The sequence below is a fragment of the Kitasatospora sp. NPDC051984 genome (genome assembly GCF_044593455.1).
In the GTDB taxonomy this organism is placed as follows: Bacteria; Actinomycetota; Actinomycetes; order Streptomycetales; family Streptomycetaceae; genus Kitasatospora.
Map to the genome: position 1 here is coordinate 27,381 of NZ_JBIUCB010000025.1, position 17,496 is coordinate 44,876.

The 17,496-nt window shown below is 71.8% G+C and carries 17 protein-coding genes; 14 read left to right on the plus strand and 3 right to left on the minus strand.

The window, feature by feature from the left end:
• The first annotated feature begins 3 nt into the window (after positions 1-3).
• From ACIHEI_RS31560 to mutM, 9 genes are all read left to right on the plus strand, one after another.
• Complete coding sequence (locus ACIHEI_RS31560) at positions 4-3,228, plus strand: helicase-related protein (RefSeq protein WP_396609115.1); 3,225 nt, start codon at positions 4-6, stop codon at positions 3,226-3,228.
• Positions 3,229-3,332: 104 nt separating this feature from the next.
• A complete protein-coding gene (locus ACIHEI_RS31565) occupies positions 3,333-3,842 on the plus strand; it encodes a hypothetical protein (protein ID WP_380488276.1) in 510 nt (169 codons plus the stop codon).
• Between the two features lie 86 nt (positions 3,843-3,928).
• A complete protein-coding gene (gene rsmD, locus ACIHEI_RS31570) occupies positions 3,929-4,513 on the plus strand; it encodes a 16S rRNA (guanine(966)-N(2))-methyltransferase RsmD (protein ID WP_387867612.1) in 585 nt (194 codons plus the stop codon).
• A gap of 32 nt (positions 4,514-4,545) precedes the next feature.
• Positions 4,546-5,031 carry a pantetheine-phosphate adenylyltransferase gene (gene coaD / locus ACIHEI_RS31575; protein WP_387649245.1) on the plus strand — a complete coding sequence of 162 codons (486 nt, stop codon included), beginning with the start codon at positions 4,546-4,548 and terminating at the stop codon, positions 5,029-5,031.
• A gap of 181 nt (positions 5,032-5,212) precedes the next feature.
• The gene (locus ACIHEI_RS31580; protein ID WP_396609116.1) at positions 5,213-6,370 is read left to right on the plus strand and encodes a cell division initiation protein; all 1,158 of its coding nucleotides are present in this window, start codon (positions 5,213-5,215) and stop codon (positions 6,368-6,370) included.
• 128 nt (positions 6,371-6,498) lie between these two features.
• Positions 6,499-7,125 (plus strand): YceD family protein, encoded by a 627-nt coding sequence (locus tag ACIHEI_RS31585; protein WP_396609117.1) that lies wholly within the window; start codon positions 6,499-6,501, stop codon positions 7,123-7,125.
• Between the two features lie 49 nt (positions 7,126-7,174).
• A complete protein-coding gene (gene rpmF / locus ACIHEI_RS31590) occupies positions 7,175-7,348 on the plus strand; it encodes a 50S ribosomal protein L32 (protein ID WP_035866499.1) in 174 nt (57 codons plus the stop codon).
• Between the two features lie 20 nt (positions 7,349-7,368).
• Positions 7,369-8,163: a ribonuclease III gene (gene rnc / locus ACIHEI_RS31595; protein ID WP_387649252.1), complete on the plus strand. Its 795-nt coding sequence runs from the start codon at positions 7,369-7,371 to the stop codon at positions 8,161-8,163.
• A 3-nt stretch (positions 8,164-8,166) separates the two neighbouring features.
• A complete protein-coding gene (mutM, locus tag ACIHEI_RS31600) occupies positions 8,167-9,021 on the plus strand; it encodes a bifunctional DNA-formamidopyrimidine glycosylase/DNA-(apurinic or apyrimidinic site) lyase (protein ID WP_392955300.1) in 855 nt (284 codons plus the stop codon).
• On the opposite strand, the gene ACIHEI_RS31605 is transcribed toward mutM, so the two are convergent.
• Together ACIHEI_RS31605 and ACIHEI_RS31610 are read right to left on the minus strand one after the other, a co-directional pair.
• Positions 9,022-9,684 carry a hypothetical protein gene (locus ACIHEI_RS31605; protein WP_396609118.1) on the minus strand — a complete coding sequence of 221 codons (663 nt, stop codon included), beginning with the start codon at positions 9,682-9,684 and terminating at the stop codon, positions 9,022-9,024.
• A 20-nt stretch (positions 9,685-9,704) separates the two neighbouring features.
• On the minus strand, positions 9,705-10,619 hold the full coding sequence (locus ACIHEI_RS31610) for a hypothetical protein (RefSeq protein WP_387649260.1): 915 nt from the start codon (positions 10,617-10,619) through the stop codon (positions 9,705-9,707).
• 201 nt (positions 10,620-10,820) lie between these two features.
• Between ACIHEI_RS31610 and ACIHEI_RS31615 the strand changes: the two genes are divergently transcribed.
• Positions 10,821-12,212 (plus strand): hypothetical protein, encoded by a 1,392-nt coding sequence (locus ACIHEI_RS31615; RefSeq protein ID WP_396609119.1) that lies wholly within the window; start codon positions 10,821-10,823, stop codon positions 12,210-12,212.
• A 55-nt stretch (positions 12,213-12,267) separates the two neighbouring features.
• Here ACIHEI_RS31615 and ACIHEI_RS31620 read toward each other — a convergent pair whose 3' ends face one another.
• Entirely contained in the window at positions 12,268-13,530 is a 1,263-nt protein-coding gene (locus ACIHEI_RS31620; RefSeq protein ID WP_396609120.1) for an MFS transporter, read from the minus strand.
• 169 nt (positions 13,531-13,699) lie between these two features.
• On the opposite strand from ACIHEI_RS31620, the gene ACIHEI_RS31625 reads away from it, so the two are divergent.
• From ACIHEI_RS31625 to ACIHEI_RS31640, 4 genes are all read left to right on the plus strand, one after another.
• Positions 13,700-14,500 carry a hypothetical protein gene (locus tag ACIHEI_RS31625; RefSeq protein ID WP_396609121.1) on the plus strand — a complete coding sequence of 267 codons (801 nt, stop codon included), beginning with the start codon at positions 13,700-13,702 and terminating at the stop codon, positions 14,498-14,500.
• A gap of 147 nt (positions 14,501-14,647) precedes the next feature.
• Positions 14,648-14,941 (plus strand): acylphosphatase, encoded by a 294-nt coding sequence (locus ACIHEI_RS31630; protein ID WP_387649272.1) that lies wholly within the window; start codon positions 14,648-14,650, stop codon positions 14,939-14,941.
• A gap of 382 nt (positions 14,942-15,323) precedes the next feature.
• Positions 15,324-15,527 (plus strand): hypothetical protein, encoded by a 204-nt coding sequence (locus tag ACIHEI_RS31635; RefSeq protein WP_387649274.1) that lies wholly within the window; start codon positions 15,324-15,326, stop codon positions 15,525-15,527.
• A gap of 276 nt (positions 15,528-15,803) precedes the next feature.
• A partial coding sequence (locus ACIHEI_RS31640) for a chromosome segregation SMC family protein (protein ID WP_396609122.1) occupies positions 15,804-17,496 on the plus strand: 1,693 nt, incomplete at its 3' end.

Genomic DNA, 17,496 nt, shown 5'->3' on the forward strand with positions numbered 1-17,496 from the left:
CCGATGGGCGCTCTCGATGAACCACTGAAGGACCTGGTCGGCGACCGCACCGCGAAGGTGCTGGCCGACTCCCTCAAGCTGCGCACGGTCGGCGACCTGCTGCACCACTATCCGCGCCGGTACGTCGAGCGCGGCCAACTCACCAGCCTGGACGAGCTGGACGTGGACGAGCACGTCACCGTGCTGGCCCGGATCGAGAAGGTCACGCTGATCCCGTTCCGCGGCCGCAAGGGCGACCGGCTGGAGGTGGTGGTCACCGACGGCCGCTCCCGGCTCTCCCTGGTGTTCTTCAACCAGGGCTGGCGGCAGAAGGAACTCAAGCCCGGCCAGCAGGGCCTGTTCGCCGGCAAGGTCGGCATGTTCAACCGCACCCGCCAACTCGCCTCGCCCGACTACCAGTTGATCGACGACGAGGAAGGGTCCTCGGCGGCGAAGCAGTTCGCCGGCCGGCTCATCCCGGTCTACCCGGCCAGCGCCCAACTGCCCAGCTGGAAGCTGTCGCTCTGCGTCGAACTCGCCCTCACCAAGCACCTGGCGGACGTCGGCGAACCGCTGCCCGCCGAACTGCGCGCCGAGCACGACCTGATCCCGCTGCCCGAGGCGCTCGAACTGATCCACCGCCCGCGCAACCAGGCGGAGAAGGAACGCGCCCAGAACCGGCTGCGCTGGGACGAGGCGTTCGTCCTCCAGGTCGCGCTCGCCCAGCGCCGGGCCGCCGACTCCGCGCTGCCCGCCGTCCCGCGCCGCGCCGTCCCCGGCCGGGTGCTGGACGCGTTCGACGCCCGGCTGCCGTTCACACTGACCGACGGCCAGCAGAAGGTGTGCGCCGAGATCTTCGCCGACCTCGCCACCGAACACCCCATGCACCGCCTGCTGCAGGGCGAGGTCGGCTCCGGCAAGGCCCAGCCGTTGGATTCCCTGGTGCTGACGCCTGACGGATTCAGGCCGATGGGCGACATGCGAGTCGGCGACCTGGTGGTCACGCCCTCGGGTGAGCTCGCTCCCGTCGAGGGCGTCTTCCCTCAGGGCGAGCGTGATGTCTGGCGGCTCGTCCTGTCGGACGGCAGCTCCGTCGAGTGCGATGACGAGCACCTCTGGATCGTCGCAACCAGCTGCGCATGGCATCGCGGTGATCAGCCCAAGATCCTCACCACGCGGGAAATCCGGAACGACACCTGGAAGCGCAACGGAAGCTCCAAGTGGTACCTGCCGCAGGCCACGCCTGTTGATCTCGGGCAGGGGGACGAACAGCCGCTCGATCCCTACCTGATGGGCGTGCTCCTGGGTGACGGGACGTTCCGACACCAGTTGGGATTCTCAACAGCTGATCCCGAGATTCTCCATGCGGTCAAGGCCGCCGTTCCGCCGGACTGCGTGGTCACCCGAAGGTCCGGCCAGGCCATCGATCACCATATCCAGCTGCGCGGCCCACGCGGAGGGACGCGGCGGAATCCGGTGAACCAGGTGCTGCGGGAGCTTGGCCTCTGGCACCTGACCTCCCACGGGAAGTTCGTCCCCGAGGTGTACAAGAACGCCTCGATCAAGCAGCGGCTCGCGCTTCTGCAAGGGCTGATGGATACGGACGGCACCGTGGGACGCGACGGCTACGACGTCTCGTTCTGCAGTGTCTCGCGGCGCCTGGCGGATGACGTCGCCTGGCTGGTGCGGTCCCTCGGCGGCCGTGCGAGGGTACTTCCGAAGAAGGCCGCATTCGTGGTGTCGGTCGGGTTGCCCAGCGAGTTCCCGCCGTTCCGGCTGTCCCGGAAGGCCGAACGGGTCGCGGATCGGCCCAAGTACAACACTTTCCGGCGAGGAATCCGGCAGGTCGAGTACGTCGGTCGCAAACCGGCGCAGTGCATTCGAGTCGGGCACCCGGATTCCGCCTACGTCACGGACAATTTCACCGTTACCCACAACACTCTGGTCGCGCTGCGCGCCATGCTCGCCGTGGTCGACACCGGCGGCCAGGCCGTACTGCTCGCACCCACCGAGGTGCTCGCCCAGCAGCACCACCGCTCCATCGTCGAGATGATGGGCGACCTCGCCGAGGCCGGGATGATCGGCGGCTCCGAGATCGGCACCCGGGTCGCCCTGCTCACCGGCTCGATGGGCACCGCCGCCCGCCGCGGCGCGATGCTCGACATGGCCTCGGGCAAGGCCGGCATCACCATCGGCACGCACGCCCTGATCGAGGACAAGGTGCAGTTCGCCGACCTCGGCCTGGTGGTCGTCGACGAGCAGCACCGGTTCGGCGTCGAACAGCGCGACGCGCTGCGCGCCAAGGGCGAACAGCCCCCGCACCTGCTCGTGATGACCGCCACCCCGATCCCGCGCACCGTCGCGATGACCGTCTTCGGCGACCTGGAGACCTCCGTCCTCGACCAGCTGCCGTCCGGCCGCTCGCCGATCTCCACCCACGTCGTCCCCGCCCTGGAGAAGCCCAACTTCCTCACCCGCGCCTGGGAACGCGTCCGCGAGGAGGTCGGCAAGGGCCACCAGGCGTACGTGGTCTGCCCGCGGATCGGCGACGAGGACGAGGCGCCGAAGGGCAAGAAGAAGCGCAAGGAGGACCCGGAGGAGGTCGACGCGGGCGGCGCGGACAGCGAGGAGCGCCGGCCCCCGCTCGCCGTGGTCGAGACCGCCGACAAGCTCGCCAAGGGACCGCTCGCCGGACTGCGGGTGGAGATCCTGCACGGCCGGCTCGCCCCCGACGCCAAGGACGACGTGATGCGCCGCTTCGCCGCCGGCGAGGTCGACGTGCTGGTCGCCACCACCGTCATCGAGGTCGGCGTCAACGTCCCCAACTCCACCGTCATGGTGATCATGGACGCGGACCGGTTCGGCGTCTCCCAGCTCCACCAGCTCCGCGGCCGGGTCGGCCGGGGATCCGCCGCAGGGCTCTGCCTGCTGGTCAGCGACATGCCCGCGGCCAGCGCCGCCCGCGCCCGGCTCGACGCGGTGGCCGGCACCCTGGACGGCTTCGCGCTCTCCCGGATCGACCTCGAACAGCGCCGCGAGGGCGACGTCCTGGGCCAGGCCCAGTCCGGCGTGAAGTCCTCGCTCAAGGTGCTCTCCGTGCTCGACGACGAGGACGTCATCGCCACCGCCCGCGCCGAGGCCACCCGACTGGTCGCCGCCGACCCCGAACTCGCCGCCCACCCCGAACTGCGCACGGCGCTGGAGAGCCTGCTCGACGAGGACCGCGCGGAGTACCTGGAGAAGGGCTGACAGGCGGTGTGATCAGGTCGGATTGTCAGTGCCCCGAGAGAGAATGTAGTTGTTCGGGGCGCTCCTCAAGTCGCGCTCCCGGCACGAGATTTGGGGGTCATTGCATGGCATTCCGTCACCTCAACGAGCTCCCGCTCGGCGACAAGGTCTTCCGGATCGAGGTCGCCAGCGAAGACGACCGCGAAGTCACCCTCACCCTGACCGGCTGGCGCGAGGGCAACTCCGCCAACCCGGTCGCCTCCGGCAAGCTCCGCCTCCCGGTGGAGGACGTCGCCTCACTGCGCATCGCGCTCAACCGCGCCCTGCGCGCGCTGGCGATCGTCGCCGACATCTCCGAGCCCATCCCCGACCGCGACGTGCTGCGCGAGCTCTACCCCGGCCACGGCTCCCCCTGGGTGCCGCAGCACGAGGAAGAACTGGTCCGGCGCTTCCACGACGGCGACACCATCGCCCGGATCGCCGCCCGCTACGGCCGCACGCCCGACTCCGTCCGCACCAAGCTGCGCGAACTCGGCCACGACCCGCGCCGCCCGGAGTACTGCCCGCCGGACGGCTGCCTGTCCTGGTCGCGCTACGCCTCGCCGACCCTGTTGGGCGCGGCGTCCAACGAGTAGGCGCTGACGTGAGCGACTGCGCGCCCGGCCATGCACGATTTGTCAGCTATGGTCGGGCGCGCAGTCCCTCCCACCTAAGGAACGTCATGCCCCGCGTCATCGCCGGTGTTGCCGGAGGCCGCCCCCTCGCCGCGCCGCCCGGCCGGAACACCCGTCCGACCTCCGACAAGGCGCGGGAGGCGATGTTCTCCACCGTCGAGGCGCTGTTCGGGCCGATCGCCGGGGCGCGGATGCTGGACCTGTTCGCGGGCAGTGGCGCGGTCGGGCTGGAGGCGCTGTCCCGGGGCGCGGCGCACGCGCTGCTGGTGGAGGCCGACGCGGGCGCGGTGAAGACGGTGCGGGAGAACGTCCGGACGCTGGGGCTGCCGGGCGCGGAGGTGCGGGCGGACAAGGCGGAGAAGGTGATCGCGGGCGCCCCGCCGGCCGAGCCGTACGACCTGGTGTTCCTGGACCCGCCGTACGCGGTGGAGGACGCCGTACTGCGGGAGATGCTGGTCACACTCCGCTCGGGGGGCTGGCTGTCCGAGCATGTTCTCGTCACCGTGGAACGCAGCACCCGAGGGGGCGAGTTCGGCTGGCCGGACGGCTTCGAAGGGCTGCGCTCGCGCCGTTACGGCGAGGGCACGCTCTGGTACGGTCGCGCCGCTACCGGGGCTGACCAAGACTCGTAGCAGAACATCCCGCCCCACAAGGGAGCACACCCATGCGCCGCGCCGTCTGTCCGGGGTCCTTCGACCCCATCACCAACGGACACCTCGACATCATCGAGCGGGCCTCGAAGCTGTACGACGTGGTGCACGTGGCGGTGGCGGTGAACCGCAGCAAGCAGGGGATGTTCACGATCGAGGAGCGGCTCGCCCTGATCGAGGAGACCACCGCGCACCTGGGCAACATCCAGGCGGAGTCGCACAGCGGCCTGCTGGTGGACTTCTGCACGCAGCGCGGCATCCCGGCGATCATCAAGGGCCTGCGTGCGGTCAGCGACTTCGACTACGAGCTGCAGATGGCGCAGATGAACCACGGCCTGACCGGCGTGGAGACGCTGTTCGTGCCGACCTCGCCGACGTACAGCTTCCTGTCCTCCAGCCTGGTCAAGGAAGTCGCCTCGCTGGGTGGTGACGTCTCCCACCTGCTGCCCGAGGTGGTGAACCGGCGGCTGGTCGAGAGGATCGCCGAACGCCGCAAGTGACCCGGGGTCCGTCCGGCCGGTCTTGCCGGGCGCCGAGACCGGCCGGACGGACCCTGGCCGTTGTGAGCGGCGGGGTGGGTGGCCGTACAGTCTGTACTCCCGGCCCCGGGGGCGCAGTCCGCGACCTCGTGGCACTGCCTCCGCCGCACCTCGGCGGCACACGGAAAGACTGAAGACGCCCGTGGACGTGCAGCAGAAACTCGACCAGATCATCGCCATGGTCGAGAAGGCCAAGGCGATGCCGATGTCGGCCTCCTGCGTGGTCAACCGCGCCGAACTGACCGGCCTGCTGCGCGAACTGCGCGACGCCATGCCCGCCGAACTCGCCAAGGCGCAGTCGGTGGTGGCGGACCATCAACAAATGGTCGCCGACGCCCAGGCGCAGGCCGACCAGATCATCCGCGGCGCGCACGACGAGCGCGGCTCGCTCATCTCCGACACCGAGGTGGTGCGCAAGGCCCAGGCCGAGGCGGACCGGATCCTCAACGAGGCCCGCTCCGAGGAACACACCAAGCGCGCCGAGGCGGACGACTACGTCGACTCCAAGCTCGCCAACTTCGAGGTGGTGCTCACCAAGACGCTCGGCGCGGTCGGCCGCGGCCGGCAGAAGCTGCGCGGCGAGGCCGGGGTGTACCAGCCGGAGGGCGAGGGCACCGAGGACGGCGAGGAGTTCCAGCCGCAGCGGATCAGCCTCAGCCCGGAGGCCGACGAGTACGTCGATGTGAAGCTCGCCACCCTGGAGGCGGTGCTCTCGGCGACCCTGGAGGCGGTCGGCAAGGGCCGCGACAAGCTGCTCGGCAAGGCCCCGATCGACGAGCTGGGCGCCTACCTGGCCGCCGCCGACGAGGCCCAGCAGCTCAAGAACCGCGCCGAGGCGGTGGCGGCCGGCTTCGCCACCACCGACGGCGAGCAGTCCTGGTACGCGGAGGTCCCGCAGCACCAGAGCTGGCCCGAGTCGACCCCGGCCGCCGCAGGCTGGCAGAACCCCGCCGAGGACCAGTACGGCCAGCCGCAGGCCCCGCAGTACGCCGAGGTCTACGGGGGCGGCTACGACCCGGCGGCGGCCCCGCAGACCGACCCGTACGGGCAGCCCTACGGCTACCAGCAGCCGGTCGACCCGTCGTACTACCAGCAGCAGCAGTACCAGCAGCCGGGCTACGACCAGTGGGGCAACCCGCTGCCCGCCGAGCCGCAGGCGCTGCCCGCCGACCCGCACGGCTACCAGCAGCAGCCGCAGCAGGCCGGGCTGCCGCAGCAGCAGGCCGGACTGGACGAGACCAGCTTCTTCGACACCAGCATGATCGACATGACCCGGCTGCGGGAGCTCGGCGGCCGGTGAACGGCGACGAGTTGGGTTCGGCCCGGACTCTCGGGTAGTCTGACCACTCCGGCCTGCTCGTGCCGGGTTCGCCGCGTGCCCGCAGCCGGGCCGCGCACCGCAGGAACCAAAGTCCGCGCCACGCAGGAATGCGTGTGCCGCCGTCAGGAAGTCAGGAAGCCTTGAACCGCCTCGACCACCGCGACCCGCTCGTGTTCGACACGCATGAGCTCGGCCGTCGCCCCGGCTCGCTGCGCAAGGTGTCCCGGACCCTGGAGGCCCCGGCGGACCTCGGTGTCGCGGATGTGATCGGCGTCCCCGAGAAGAGCGAGATCAAGCTGGAGCTCCGCCTGGAGTCCGTGGTCGAGGGCGTGCTGGTCACCGGCACCGCCGAGGCCCACGTGACCGGCGAGTGCTCCCGCTGCCTGGAGCCGCTGGAGGACGACCTGGAGGTCGACTTCCAGGAGCTGTACTACTACCCGGAGTCCGAGGAGCGTCACCGCGCGATCGCGGGAGACGACTACGACGAGGAGTCCGAGGACGAGACTTACCGCCTGGAGGGCGACCTGTTCGACCTCCAGCCGGTGCTGCGTGACGCGGTGGTGCTCGCACTGCCGCTGCAGCCGGTGTGCCAGGAAGACTGCTTGGGTCTGTGCTCCGAATGCGGGGCCCGCCTGAGCGACGACCCGTCGCACCACCACGATGCCGCCGACCCCCGGTGGGCGGCTCTGCAGGGACTCTCCGCCGCCCCCGGCGACGAGGGTGACGAGGAATAAGACACAGCGCTACCCGTGAGGGTCTCGCCGTAGAACCAGGAGATTTACCGTGGCTGTTCCGAAGCGGAAGATGTCGCGCAGCAACACGCGTCACCGGCGTTCCAACTGGAAGGCCGTCGTGCCCGCGCTCGTCGCGTGCGACCGCTGCCACGAGCCGAAGCTTGCGCACATCGCGTGCCCGAGCTGCGGCACGTACAACCGTCGCCAGGTCCTCTCGGTCTGATCGGCGGGGTGCACGGATCGATGTCGGACGGCAGCAATTCTTCTCGCAAGCCGAACCCCAATTCCAACGGGGGCAAGGGCGGCGGGCCGGCTTCGACCGAATACGACGTCCTGGAAGGGCGCCTCGGGTACTCACTTGAGCGCGCCCTTCTGGTACGTGCCCTGACCCACCGCTCGTACGCGTACGAGAACGGCGGGCTGCCCACCAACGAGCGCCTGGAATTCCTCGGCGACTCGGTGCTGGGCCTGGTGGTGACCGACACCCTCTACCGCCTCCACCCGGAGGTCGCCGAGGGGACGCTCGCCAAACTCCGTGCCGCGGTGGTCAATTCCCGCGCGCTCGCCGAGGTCGGCCGCGGCCTGGACCTCGGAGCCTTCATCCGGCTCGGCAAGGGTGAGGAAGGAACCGGCGGCCGCGACAAGTCGTCGATCCTCGCCGACACCGTCGAGGCCGTGATCGGCGCCATCTACCTCGACCAGGGTCTGGGTTCGGCCACGGACTTCGTCCACCGGCTGTTCGACCCGCTGATCGCGGAATCCGCGCTGCTCGGCGCCGGCCTCGACTGGAAGACCAGCCTCCAGGAACTCACCGCCGCCGTCGGCATCGGTGTTCCCGAGTACGTGGTCACCGAGTCCGGACCGGACCACGAGAAGACCTTCACGGCCGCCGCCCGGGTGGCCGGCCAGGACTACGGCTCCGGGAGCGGACGCTCCAAGAAGGAAGCCGAGCAGAAGGCCGCCGAATCCGCCTGGCGCGCGATCAAGGCCAAGCAGGACGGCGGCACCGACGGCGACCAGCCGACCGCGGCCGTCTGACCGGTGCCCGAACTCCCCGAAGTCGAGGTCGTCCGCCGCGGCCTGGCCCGCTGGGCCGCCGGCCGGACCGTCAGCGACATCGAGGTGCTCCACCCGCGCGCCGTCCGCCGACAGGCAGGCGGCGCCGAGGAGTTCACCGCGCTGCTGCGCGGCCGCACCTTCGGCGAACCGCAGCGCCGCGGCAAGTACCTGTGGGTGCCGCTCGACGACGGCCTGGCGATGATCGGCCACCTCGGCATGAGCGGCCAACTGCTCGTCCAGGAAGCCGACATGGCCGACTCGGTGCACCTGCGGGTACGCCTCCGGTTCGCCGACGGCGGCACCGAACTGCGCTTCGTCGACCAGCGCACCTTCGGCGGCCTCGCCGTCGAGGAGACCGAGCCGGACGACCCCGAGTCCACCCCGCTCTCGCTCGCCCACATCGCCCGCGACCCGCTCGACGCACGCTTCGACGACGCGGCGTTCGCCACCGCGCTGAAGGCCAAGCGCACCACCGTGAAGCGGGCCCTGCTCGACCAGACGCTGATCAGCGGCGTCGGCAACATCTACGCCGACGAGGCACTGTGGCGCAGCCGCCTGCACTACGAACGCCCCACCGCCACCCTCACCCGCCCCGCCGCGCTCGAACTGCTCGGCCACGCCCGGGACGTGATGACGGCGGCACTGGCCGTCGGCGGCACCAGCTTCGACTCGCTGTACGTCAACGTCAACGGCGAGAGCGGCTACTTCTCCCGCGACCTCGACGCCTACGGCCGCGAGGGCGAGCCGTGCCGCCGCTGCGGGACGGCGATGCGGCGGGACGCCTGGATGAACCGCTCCAGCTACTACTGCCCGAAGTGCCAGCGCCGGCCGCGCTGATCAGCTGTACGCGATCCGCTCGATCTCCTGGAGCCGGTGGGCGCCGAGGAATTGCGGGTCGAGGGTGAGCAGCCACTCCGGCAGCACCGGCCGTGCGTCGAACTCCTCGTGGAAGCCGAAGCGCACCTCCAACCGGCGTTCCAGCCAGCGGTCGACCGCCGCCGAGAGCTGCTCCTCGGCGTACCCGGTGCCCACCTGCGCCCACCGCTCCAGCCACGGGACGAGCGTGCCGGTCAGCGGGACGGCCAGCTCCAGCGCGTCGATCGGGCGCACGCCGGACGGCTGCCGCAGGACGGCCTCCCACCAGGCCGACAGGAACCGCTCGACGGCCACGCGCTCGGGCCACTCGCGCCAGCCCGCCGCCAGCAGCCGGGAGGCGACCACGGCCGGCCCGGCTCCCCCGCCGTTGAGTGCCAGGGAGCGCAGGATGCGTGGGGTCAGGCGGCGGTAGAGACCGGGGAAGTCGTCCCAGTGGTCGGGGACTTCGGCGGCCACGGCGTCCACCAGCCGGTCGGGTATCCCGGCCACCGGGCCGGAGAGGAGCGCGAGGTCGGCTTCGCCGTAGCAGTACGTGCAACCGTCGACGGGCTGTTCGGCGTACGGGGCGAAGACGGCGTCCACCCGGTCGAGGGCGTCGAGCAGGTGCTGGTCCGGGTCGGTCATGGGAACCACCGGGAAGGCCATCAGCTCGACTTCCCGGCGGAGGTCTTCTCCTCCTCGGCGGCCGCCTGGATCGCCCCGCCGTCCTCGCCGAAGTAGGCGACGCCGACGGCGCTGACCACGGCCAGCAGGAAGCCGAGGACGGCCAGCCAGGCGAGGCCCGGGCGGGAGGAGTCGCCGAGCCAGAGCACGCCGACCGCGCCGGGGACGACGGTCTCGCCGACCACCAGGGCGGCGGTCGCGCCGTTGACGGAGCCGACCTGGAGGGCGACGGTGTGCAGGTACATGCCGCCGATGCCGCCGATCAGGATGGCGTACAGCGCCGGGTCGGCGAGCAGCGCGGTGATCGAGAACGGCTCGATGCCGTCCAGGATGCGCACGCCGATGCCCAGCGCGCCGAAGCCGAGACCGGACAGCAGACCGGCCACGATCGCCCCGTTGGAGCCCATCCGCCGGACGATCAGCGAACCGCCGGCGATCAGCACCGCGGAGCCGATCAGCAGCCCCCAGTGGAACGCCCGCGCGGCGTGGTGACCGCCCTCCGGCCCGGCGGCGACCGCCAGCAGCACCAGGGCGCCGCACAGGATGCCGATGGACAGCCACTCCAGCTGACGCAGCCTCAGCCCGAGCAGCTTGATCGACAGCAGCGCGGTGATCACCAGGTTGGCGCTGATGATGGTCTGCGACAGGAACAGCGGCAGCAGCCGTGCGGCCAGCGCGCCGAGCCCGAAGCCGATGAAGTCCAGCACCGTGCCGAGGATGAACTCCCAGGTGACGGCGGCCTTCGCGGTGGAGGCGAGGCTCGGCCCGCCGTGCTCGGTGACGGTGCCGTCGGCCGCCTCCTGCCGGGCCGACCGGCGGGCGCCGACGGCTTGCAGCACGGACCCGGTGCCGTAACAGACGGACGCGGCGACGGCGGTGACGAGGCCGAGGATCACGCTGGGGGCTCCTGTCGGGAGGAGGGAAGATCGTCACCACTATGCCTGCTCCCGACCGGGCCGAGGCCGGGCGGGGCCCAACTCCGGCCGGTCGGCGGGGGTCGGGGCCGGTGGGCTCGTCCCCGGGTAGGGGAAGAAGTCAGGGTCGGACCGTCCGGAGGTAGGGCGTGGATCCTTACTTCGGACCGGTACGGTCTTGGTATGAGAACTGTGCTTCGACGTTCCCGAGCCACCGGGCCGGCCGCCGTGCTGGCAGCTCTGCTCGGCCTGTTGATGGTCCTCGGCCTGTCCGCGCCCGCCCAGGCGGCCGGACTGAGCGACGCGACCGACTCGCTGAAGAAGACTCAGGTCTACGTCGACCCGGCGATGACCAGCCGGTTCTCCCCGGACCAGGCCGACGCGCTGGCGAAGAAGCTGAAGAAGGCCGACAAGCCGATCTTCGTCGCGGTGCTGCCGGACAGCCAGGCCTACGCCCCCAAGACCCTGATGAACGACCTGCGAACCAAGGTCGGCATCGTCGGCGTCTACGCGGTGTGGCGCGGCAACGGGTTCGACGCCAAGGCCGACTCCAAGGCGCTGTCGTCGAACTCCGCCAGCAAGATCGCCGGTTCGTCCTTCCGCTCGCACAACGGCGACATCAACGGCACCGTCAACGACTTCGTCGACCAGGCCGTAGGCCAGACCAAGGGCGAGGGCCCGCAGCACAGCACCTCCGCGGCCTGGATCATCGTCCCGATCGTGCTGGTGGTGCTGGCCGGCGGCGGCGTGTTCCTGCTGTTCCGCCGCGCCAAGAAGCGCAAGGAGGAGAAGGCCCGCGCCGAACTCGCCCAGCTGCGCACCGTGGTGGACGAGGACATCACCGCGTTCGGCGAGGAGCTCGACCGGCTCGACTTCAACCCCGGCGCCCCCGGCTCGGACGACACCCAGCGCGCCGACTACACCCGTGCGCTGGACTCCTACGACCGCGCCAAGCGGACCATGGACGAGGCCAAGAAGCCCGACGACGTCCGCCCGGTCACCGAGGCGCTGGAGGACGGCCGGTTCGCGCTGGCCACCCTCGCCGCCCGCCGCGACGGCCGGCCGCTGCCCGAGCGCCGCGTCCCGTGCTTCTTCGACCCGAGGCACGGGCCCTCCACCACCGATGTCCAGTGGGCGCCCGCCGGCGGCGCGCCGCGCTCCGTCCCGGCCTGCGCCGACGACGCGCACCGCCTGGCCACCGGCCAGGACCCGTACATCCGCACCGTGGAGACCGAGCACGGCCACCAGCCGTACTGGAACGCCGGCCCGGCCTACAGCCCGTGGGCGGGCGGCTACTTCGGCGGCGGCATGCTCTCCGGCCTGCTGGTCGGCACCATGCTCGGCTCGGTGATCTCCAGCCCCGGCTACGCCTACGCGGGCGGCCACCACGACTACCACGGCGGTGGCGGCGGCGCCGACTACACCGGCGGCGCGGACGCCGGTGAGTACTCGGGCGCGGCCTTCAACAACTCCGACTTCTCCGGTGCCGACTTCGGTGGCGGCGGCGGGGACTTCGGCAGTGGCTTCGGCGACTTCGGTGGCGGCGACTTCGGCGGCGGGGACTTCGGCGACTGACGCCCGGTCATCCACTGCCCGGCCCCCGGTCCCGTTCGCGGACCGGGGGCCGCTGTCATGCCCGGGCGGGGGAGGGGGCTCCGGCGGCCTCGACGGCGGCGGGGTCGGCCGGCTCCCGGCGGCCCAGGACGAGCAGGGTCAGCGCACAGGACGCCAACTGCCAGGCCGCACCGAAGCCCAGCACGGAGCCGGTGCCGACCCGGTCCGCGATCGGCCCGGCCAGCGCCAGCCCGACCGGCCCGAAGGCGAACGCGCCGAGCGTCCCGTACGCACTGACCCGGCCCAGCGCCTCCGCCGGAACGTGGCGCTGCGTCAGCGTGGCGAACAAGGTCATGCAGACGATCGAGGTCACCCCCGCGCCGACCGCCGCGACCGCCACCAGCGGCAGCGGCCAGCCCAGCGCCAGCGCGCCCGAGGGCAGCGCCCAGCCCGCCGTCGCCGCGATCGCCAGGCGCAGCGGACGAGTGGGCCGGCGTCCGAGCAGCACCAGCCCGCCGAGCACCGCGCCGGCCCCGTACGCGCCCATCACCAGGCCCCAGCCGCCCGCCCCGCCGAGGCGCGCGTCCGCCACCACCGGGCCGAGGATCAGGAACGGCGCCCACACCAGCAGGTTGAACAGGCAGGCCTGCAGGGTGCTCACCCACTGCCACCGCCGGGAGCTGAACTCGCTCCAGCCGGCCCGCAGTTCGGACAGCAGCGAGGCCTCGCCGGACGGCTGCCGGGCGGCCCTGGGCAGCCGGAGCAGGGCCAGTGCCACGCCGCCGACCGCGTACGAGAGGGCGTCCACCAGCAGCACCCAGCCGGGACCCGCGACGGCGGTCAGCCCGCCCGCGAGGGCCGGGCCGGCCACCGCGACGCCGTTCCGGGCGATCCCCAACAGGGCGTTCGCGTCGGAGAGTTCACCGGCCGGGACGAGCCTGGGCAGCAGCGCGTCCAGGGCCGGCATGAACACCGCCTCGGCCAGGCCCCAGAACACCATCAGCACGGCCATCGCCCACACCCGGTCGTGCGCGGTGAACATCAGCACCGCCATCACCGCCTGGGTCGCGAACCGCAGCCCGTCCGAGCCGAGCATCACCGGTCGCGGCCCCAGCCGGTCCGCGGCCGCGCCGCCGAGCACCAGCAGCAGCACGATCGGCAGGATCCGCGCGGTCATCACCACGCCGAGCCCGGAGCCGCCGCCCCCGCTGTCGAGCACGGCGAACGCCACGGCCACCGAGGCCATCGAGGATCCGAACAGGGAGACGGCGAAGCCGATGAAGAAGAGGCGGAACTCCCGCCCGCGCAGGACGGCGAGCCGCCGTGAGGTCAGCACCATGACCGGCAGACTGCCCCGCCGCCGAGGCGTCCGGCAAGGGCTTCCGGCGAAATACTTGAGCGTTGTGGTGTCAATTTTCGGAAGCCTCGGAATTGCCGCAGTAAATCGCTTGTTTACCGCAGTCGGAGGCGATGTTGACGGCGCATCGGGTTGGCGATTTACTGCGGATATGACACCTGTGGAGTTCGCCGTCGCGGCCGAGTGCTACCTGACGGAGGCCCGGCTCTCGGACGGCTCCCGGCGGGTCTACCGGATCGCCCTGCACACCTGGGCCTGGCTGCTGGTCGGCCGCACCCCGCCGACCGGCGCCGAGCGGCGGCGGGCCGCGCCGCCGGTGCTGCCGCTCGCCCTGCTGGACGGGCCGGACGCGCCCCGGCGGGTGGCCGAGGCGTTCGCCGCCCGGGCCGGGGCGGTCGGCGCGCGCACCGCGAACCGCGAACTGTCCGCGCTGCGGGCCGCCGTCCGCTGGTGGTGCGGGCAGGGCTGGCTGGCCGCAGACCCCGCCGAGAGCCTGCGCCCGCTGCCCGCCGCCGCGTCCGAACCCGCGCTCACCGACGCCCAGGCGCGGGCCGTGCTCGCGCTGCGGGTGCCGCTGCGCGAGAAGGTGCTGTGGCACCTGGTGCGGGAGACCGGCGCACCCATCGAACGACTGCTCGCGCTGGACGTGGACCAGCTCGACCCGGCCGACCGGCAGACCCGCCCCGCCGCCGCCGGCGAGCGCCCGCTGCGCTGGCGCGGCGGCACCGCCCGGCTGCTGCCACTGCTGATCGCCGGGCGCAGCGCGGGCCCGCTGTTCCTCACCGACCGGCGCGCCCCGGCCGGCACCCCGGAGGCCGACCGCTGCCCGTTCACCGGCCGGGCCCGGCTCTCCTACCGCCGGGCCGCCGAACTGTTCACCGCCGCCACCGCCCCGCTCGGCCCGGCCGGCCGCGGCTGGACGCTGCACCGGCTGGCCGAGCCGCGCCACTGAGAGAACGGTGCGGCTCGGTCGGGAGGTGCCGCTCGGTCAAGAGCGGATGCCGACGCTGTGAATGCGCGCGGGCCGGTGAGGAGGCACGGTAGAAGGGGCGTGAAGTCCGTTCCGTACGCCCCTGAAGTGCCCGACTATGGTCGACGCATGCAAGGTCACGACAGTCACCGTTCCGTCCGCGCCACCATCTGGGTGCGTGGGCGCGTCCAGCAAGTGGGGTTCCGCTGGTGGACCAGGGCCAGGGCCCTGGAGATCGGGCTGACGGGCTATACGAGCAACCTCGGGGACGGCCGTGTCCAGGTGGTCGCCGAGGGGTCGCGCGCGGACTGCGAGCGGCTGCTCGCCGCGCTGCGCGGGCCCGGAACGCCAGGTCGGGTCAGTGGAGTCACCGAAATCTGGAGCGCCGTGGGCAACGGATACGAGGGCTTCGCGATCCGATGAACGCACCGCGGTTGCCGGCCGGAGGAGAGCCGCCGGCAACTGCCGGTGTCATACGGTTGCCATCCGGGCAGACTCGTGGTTGACTCCGCAAGCGAAGTGATCCACTACCCCGGCCGATGGCGTGACCACCCCGCCATGCAGGTGACAGGGGCGCGGTAGCGTGCGGTGATCGTGTTGACCCGTACGGTCTTTGGTGAGACGCTGGAAACCCGCGCACAGGTCTGAGTTTACCGGCGAAGCTCCGCCGTGTGAGCATGCCACTCACCAGCGGCTGTTTCGTAGTGCCCAGCCAGCACGTCCGGCGCGCAGGCGCGTGCGTACCCCTTCCCCCAAGACCCACACCGTAAACGGTTCGGTCACTCAGCGTGGAGGACCACACATCATGGCAAAGGCGCTTCTCGGGTACGTCGGCGGCCCCGACCCGCGAATGCTCTCCGAGATGCGACGGCTTCAGCAGCGCGTCCAGGACCTGGAGAACGAGCTCGTGAAGCTCCAGGCCGAAAACGATGCCCTGATCGCCGTCGCTGACGAGCATTCGCTGCTCAACAGCATCGACCTGGACCAGCGCGAGCCGGTCCTTACCTGATCGGCAGAACGGCCTGATTCACATGACGGCCTGATCGTTCGTGGTCCTCACGATCGACGCTGTGACGCACTGAGCTTCCCCGCCAGGGGATGGCAGCCTGCAAGGGACGTCCGAGGTGGACGTCCCTTCGTCGTGTCCGTGGCGTTCTTGTGCCCTAACGTGCCCAGCCTGCGGCGTGGCCAAACCGCCACCTGGGGGCAGGTCGGCGGCCCGGCCGGATACAGTCGCCAGCGGAGCCGGACAGCGGGGTCGCGGCAGGGCGAGGAGGACGGGCGGGTGCACCTGAAGAGCCTGACCCTGCGTGGGTTCAAGTCCTTCGCGTCGGCGACCACCCTGCGCTTCGAACCCGGCATCACCTGCGTGGTCGGCCCCAACGGCTCCGGCAAGTCCAACGTCGTCGACGCGCTGTCCTGGGTGATGGGCGAACAGGGCGCCAAGTCGCTGCGCGGCGGCAAGATGGAGGACGTGATCTTCGCCGGTACCAGCGGGCGCCCCCCGCTCGGCCGCGCCGAAGTCAGCCTCACCATCGACAACACCGACGGCGCGCTGCCCATCGACTACACCGAAGTCACCATCACCCGGACGATGTTCCGCAACGGCGGCAGCGAGTACGCGCTCAACGGCACCGGCTGCCGGCTCCTCGACATCCAGGAACTGCTCTCCGACTCCGGCATCGGCCGCGAGATGCACGTCATCGTCGGCCAGGGCCAGCTCGACTCCGTGCTGCACGCCGACCCGATGGGGCGACGCGCCTTCATCGAGGAGGCGGCCGGCGTCCTCAAGCACCGCAAGCGCAAGGAAAAGGCGCTGCGGAAGATCGACTCGATGCAGGCCAACCTGAACCGCGTTCAGGACCTGGTCGCCGAACTGCGCCGCCAGCTCGGCCCGTTGGGGCGGCAGGCGAAGATCGCCCGGCGGGCCGCCGGCATCCAGGCCGAACTGCGCGACGCCCGGCTGCGGCTGCTCGCCGACGACGTACTCACCCTGCGGCAGGCCGTCGAGGCCGAGATCGCCGACGAGTTGGCGCTGAAACTGCGCCGCACCACCGTCGAACAGCAACTCGCCGCCGCCGTCCAGCGCGAAGCCGTCCTGCAGGCGCAGGTCGAACAGCTCGGGCCCGCGCTGGAAGCCGCCCGGCAGACCTGGTACCGGCTCTCCGCGCTCGCCGAACGCACCCGCGGCACCATCGGACTCGCCGAAGCCAGGGTCCGGTCCGCCGTCACCGCAGGGCAGTTGGAGGAACGGCGCGGCCGCGACCCCGAGGACCTGGAACGGGAGGCCGCCCGGGTCCGCGAGGAGGAAGCCGCCCTCGAAGAAGCCCTGGAACAGGCCCAGTACGCGCTCGCCGAAACCGTAGAGGAACGCGCCGAACTCGAACGCGCCCTCGCCACCGAGGAGTTGCGGCTCAAGGCGGCCGCCCGGGCGATCGCCGACCGGCGCGAGGGCCTGGCCCGGCTGCAGGGCCAGGCCGCCGCCGCCCGCTCCCGCGTCACCGCCGCCGAGGCCGAGATCGAACGGCTTGCCGTCGCCCGCGACGAAGCCCAACTGCGCGCCGAGGCCGCCCAGTCCGAGTACGAGGAACTCCGGGAACGCGGCGAGCAGGACGCGGCCGGGGACGAGGAGACCGACAGCCGCCACGACCGGGCCCGCGCCGCGCTGGCCGACGCCGAACGCGCCGCCGGCGCCGCCCGCGAGGCACTCGCCGTCGCCGAGAAGGAACGCGCCGCGCTCACCGCCCGGCACGACACACTCGCCCTCGCCCTGCGCCGCAAGGACGGCAGCGCCACCCTGCTCGGCCGCCCCGGCGTACTCGGCCCCGCCGCCGAACTGCTGCATGTCGAGCCCGGGTTCGAACTCGCCGTCGCCGCCGGACTGGGCGCCGCCGCGGACGCCGTCGCCGTCGAGGACGTGGCCACCGCCGCCGCCGCACTCACCCGGCTCCGGGCCGAGGACGGCGGCCGGGCCGCAC

Bases quoted from the DNA above. Each gene is read 5' to 3' on its own strand.
- coaD (WP_387649245.1), top strand. From the start codon at position 4,546: ATGCGCCGCGCCGTCTGTCCGGGGTCCTTCGACCCCATCACCAACGGA.
- rnc (WP_387649252.1), top strand. From the start codon at position 7,369: ATGTCGGACGGCAGCAATTCTTCTCGCAAGCCGAACCCCAATTCCAAC.
- ACIHEI_RS31635 (WP_387649274.1), top strand. From the start codon at position 15,324: ATGGCAAAGGCGCTTCTCGGGTACGTCGGCGGCCCCGACCCGCGAATG.
- ACIHEI_RS31605 (WP_396609118.1), bottom strand. From the start codon at position 9,684: ATGACCGACCCGGACCAGCACCTGCTCGACGCCCTCGACCGGGTGGAC.
- ACIHEI_RS31560 (WP_396609115.1), top strand. From the start codon at position 4: ATGGGCGCTCTCGATGAACCACTGAAGGACCTGGTCGGCGACCGCACC.
- ACIHEI_RS31585 (WP_396609117.1), top strand. From the start codon at position 6,499: ATGCGTGTGCCGCCGTCAGGAAGTCAGGAAGCCTTGAACCGCCTCGAC.
- ACIHEI_RS31615 (WP_396609119.1), top strand. From the start codon at position 10,821: ATGAGAACTGTGCTTCGACGTTCCCGAGCCACCGGGCCGGCCGCCGTG.
- ACIHEI_RS31620 (WP_396609120.1), bottom strand. From the start codon at position 13,530: ATGGTGCTGACCTCACGGCGGCTCGCCGTCCTGCGCGGGCGGGAGTTC.
- rsmD (WP_387867612.1), top strand. From the start codon at position 3,929: ATGCCCCGCGTCATCGCCGGTGTTGCCGGAGGCCGCCCCCTCGCCGCG.
- ACIHEI_RS31625 (WP_396609121.1), top strand. From the start codon at position 13,700: ATGACACCTGTGGAGTTCGCCGTCGCGGCCGAGTGCTACCTGACGGAG.
- ACIHEI_RS31630 (WP_387649272.1), top strand. From the start codon at position 14,648: ATGCAAGGTCACGACAGTCACCGTTCCGTCCGCGCCACCATCTGGGTG.
- ACIHEI_RS31565 (WP_380488276.1), top strand. From the start codon at position 3,333: ATGGCATTCCGTCACCTCAACGAGCTCCCGCTCGGCGACAAGGTCTTC.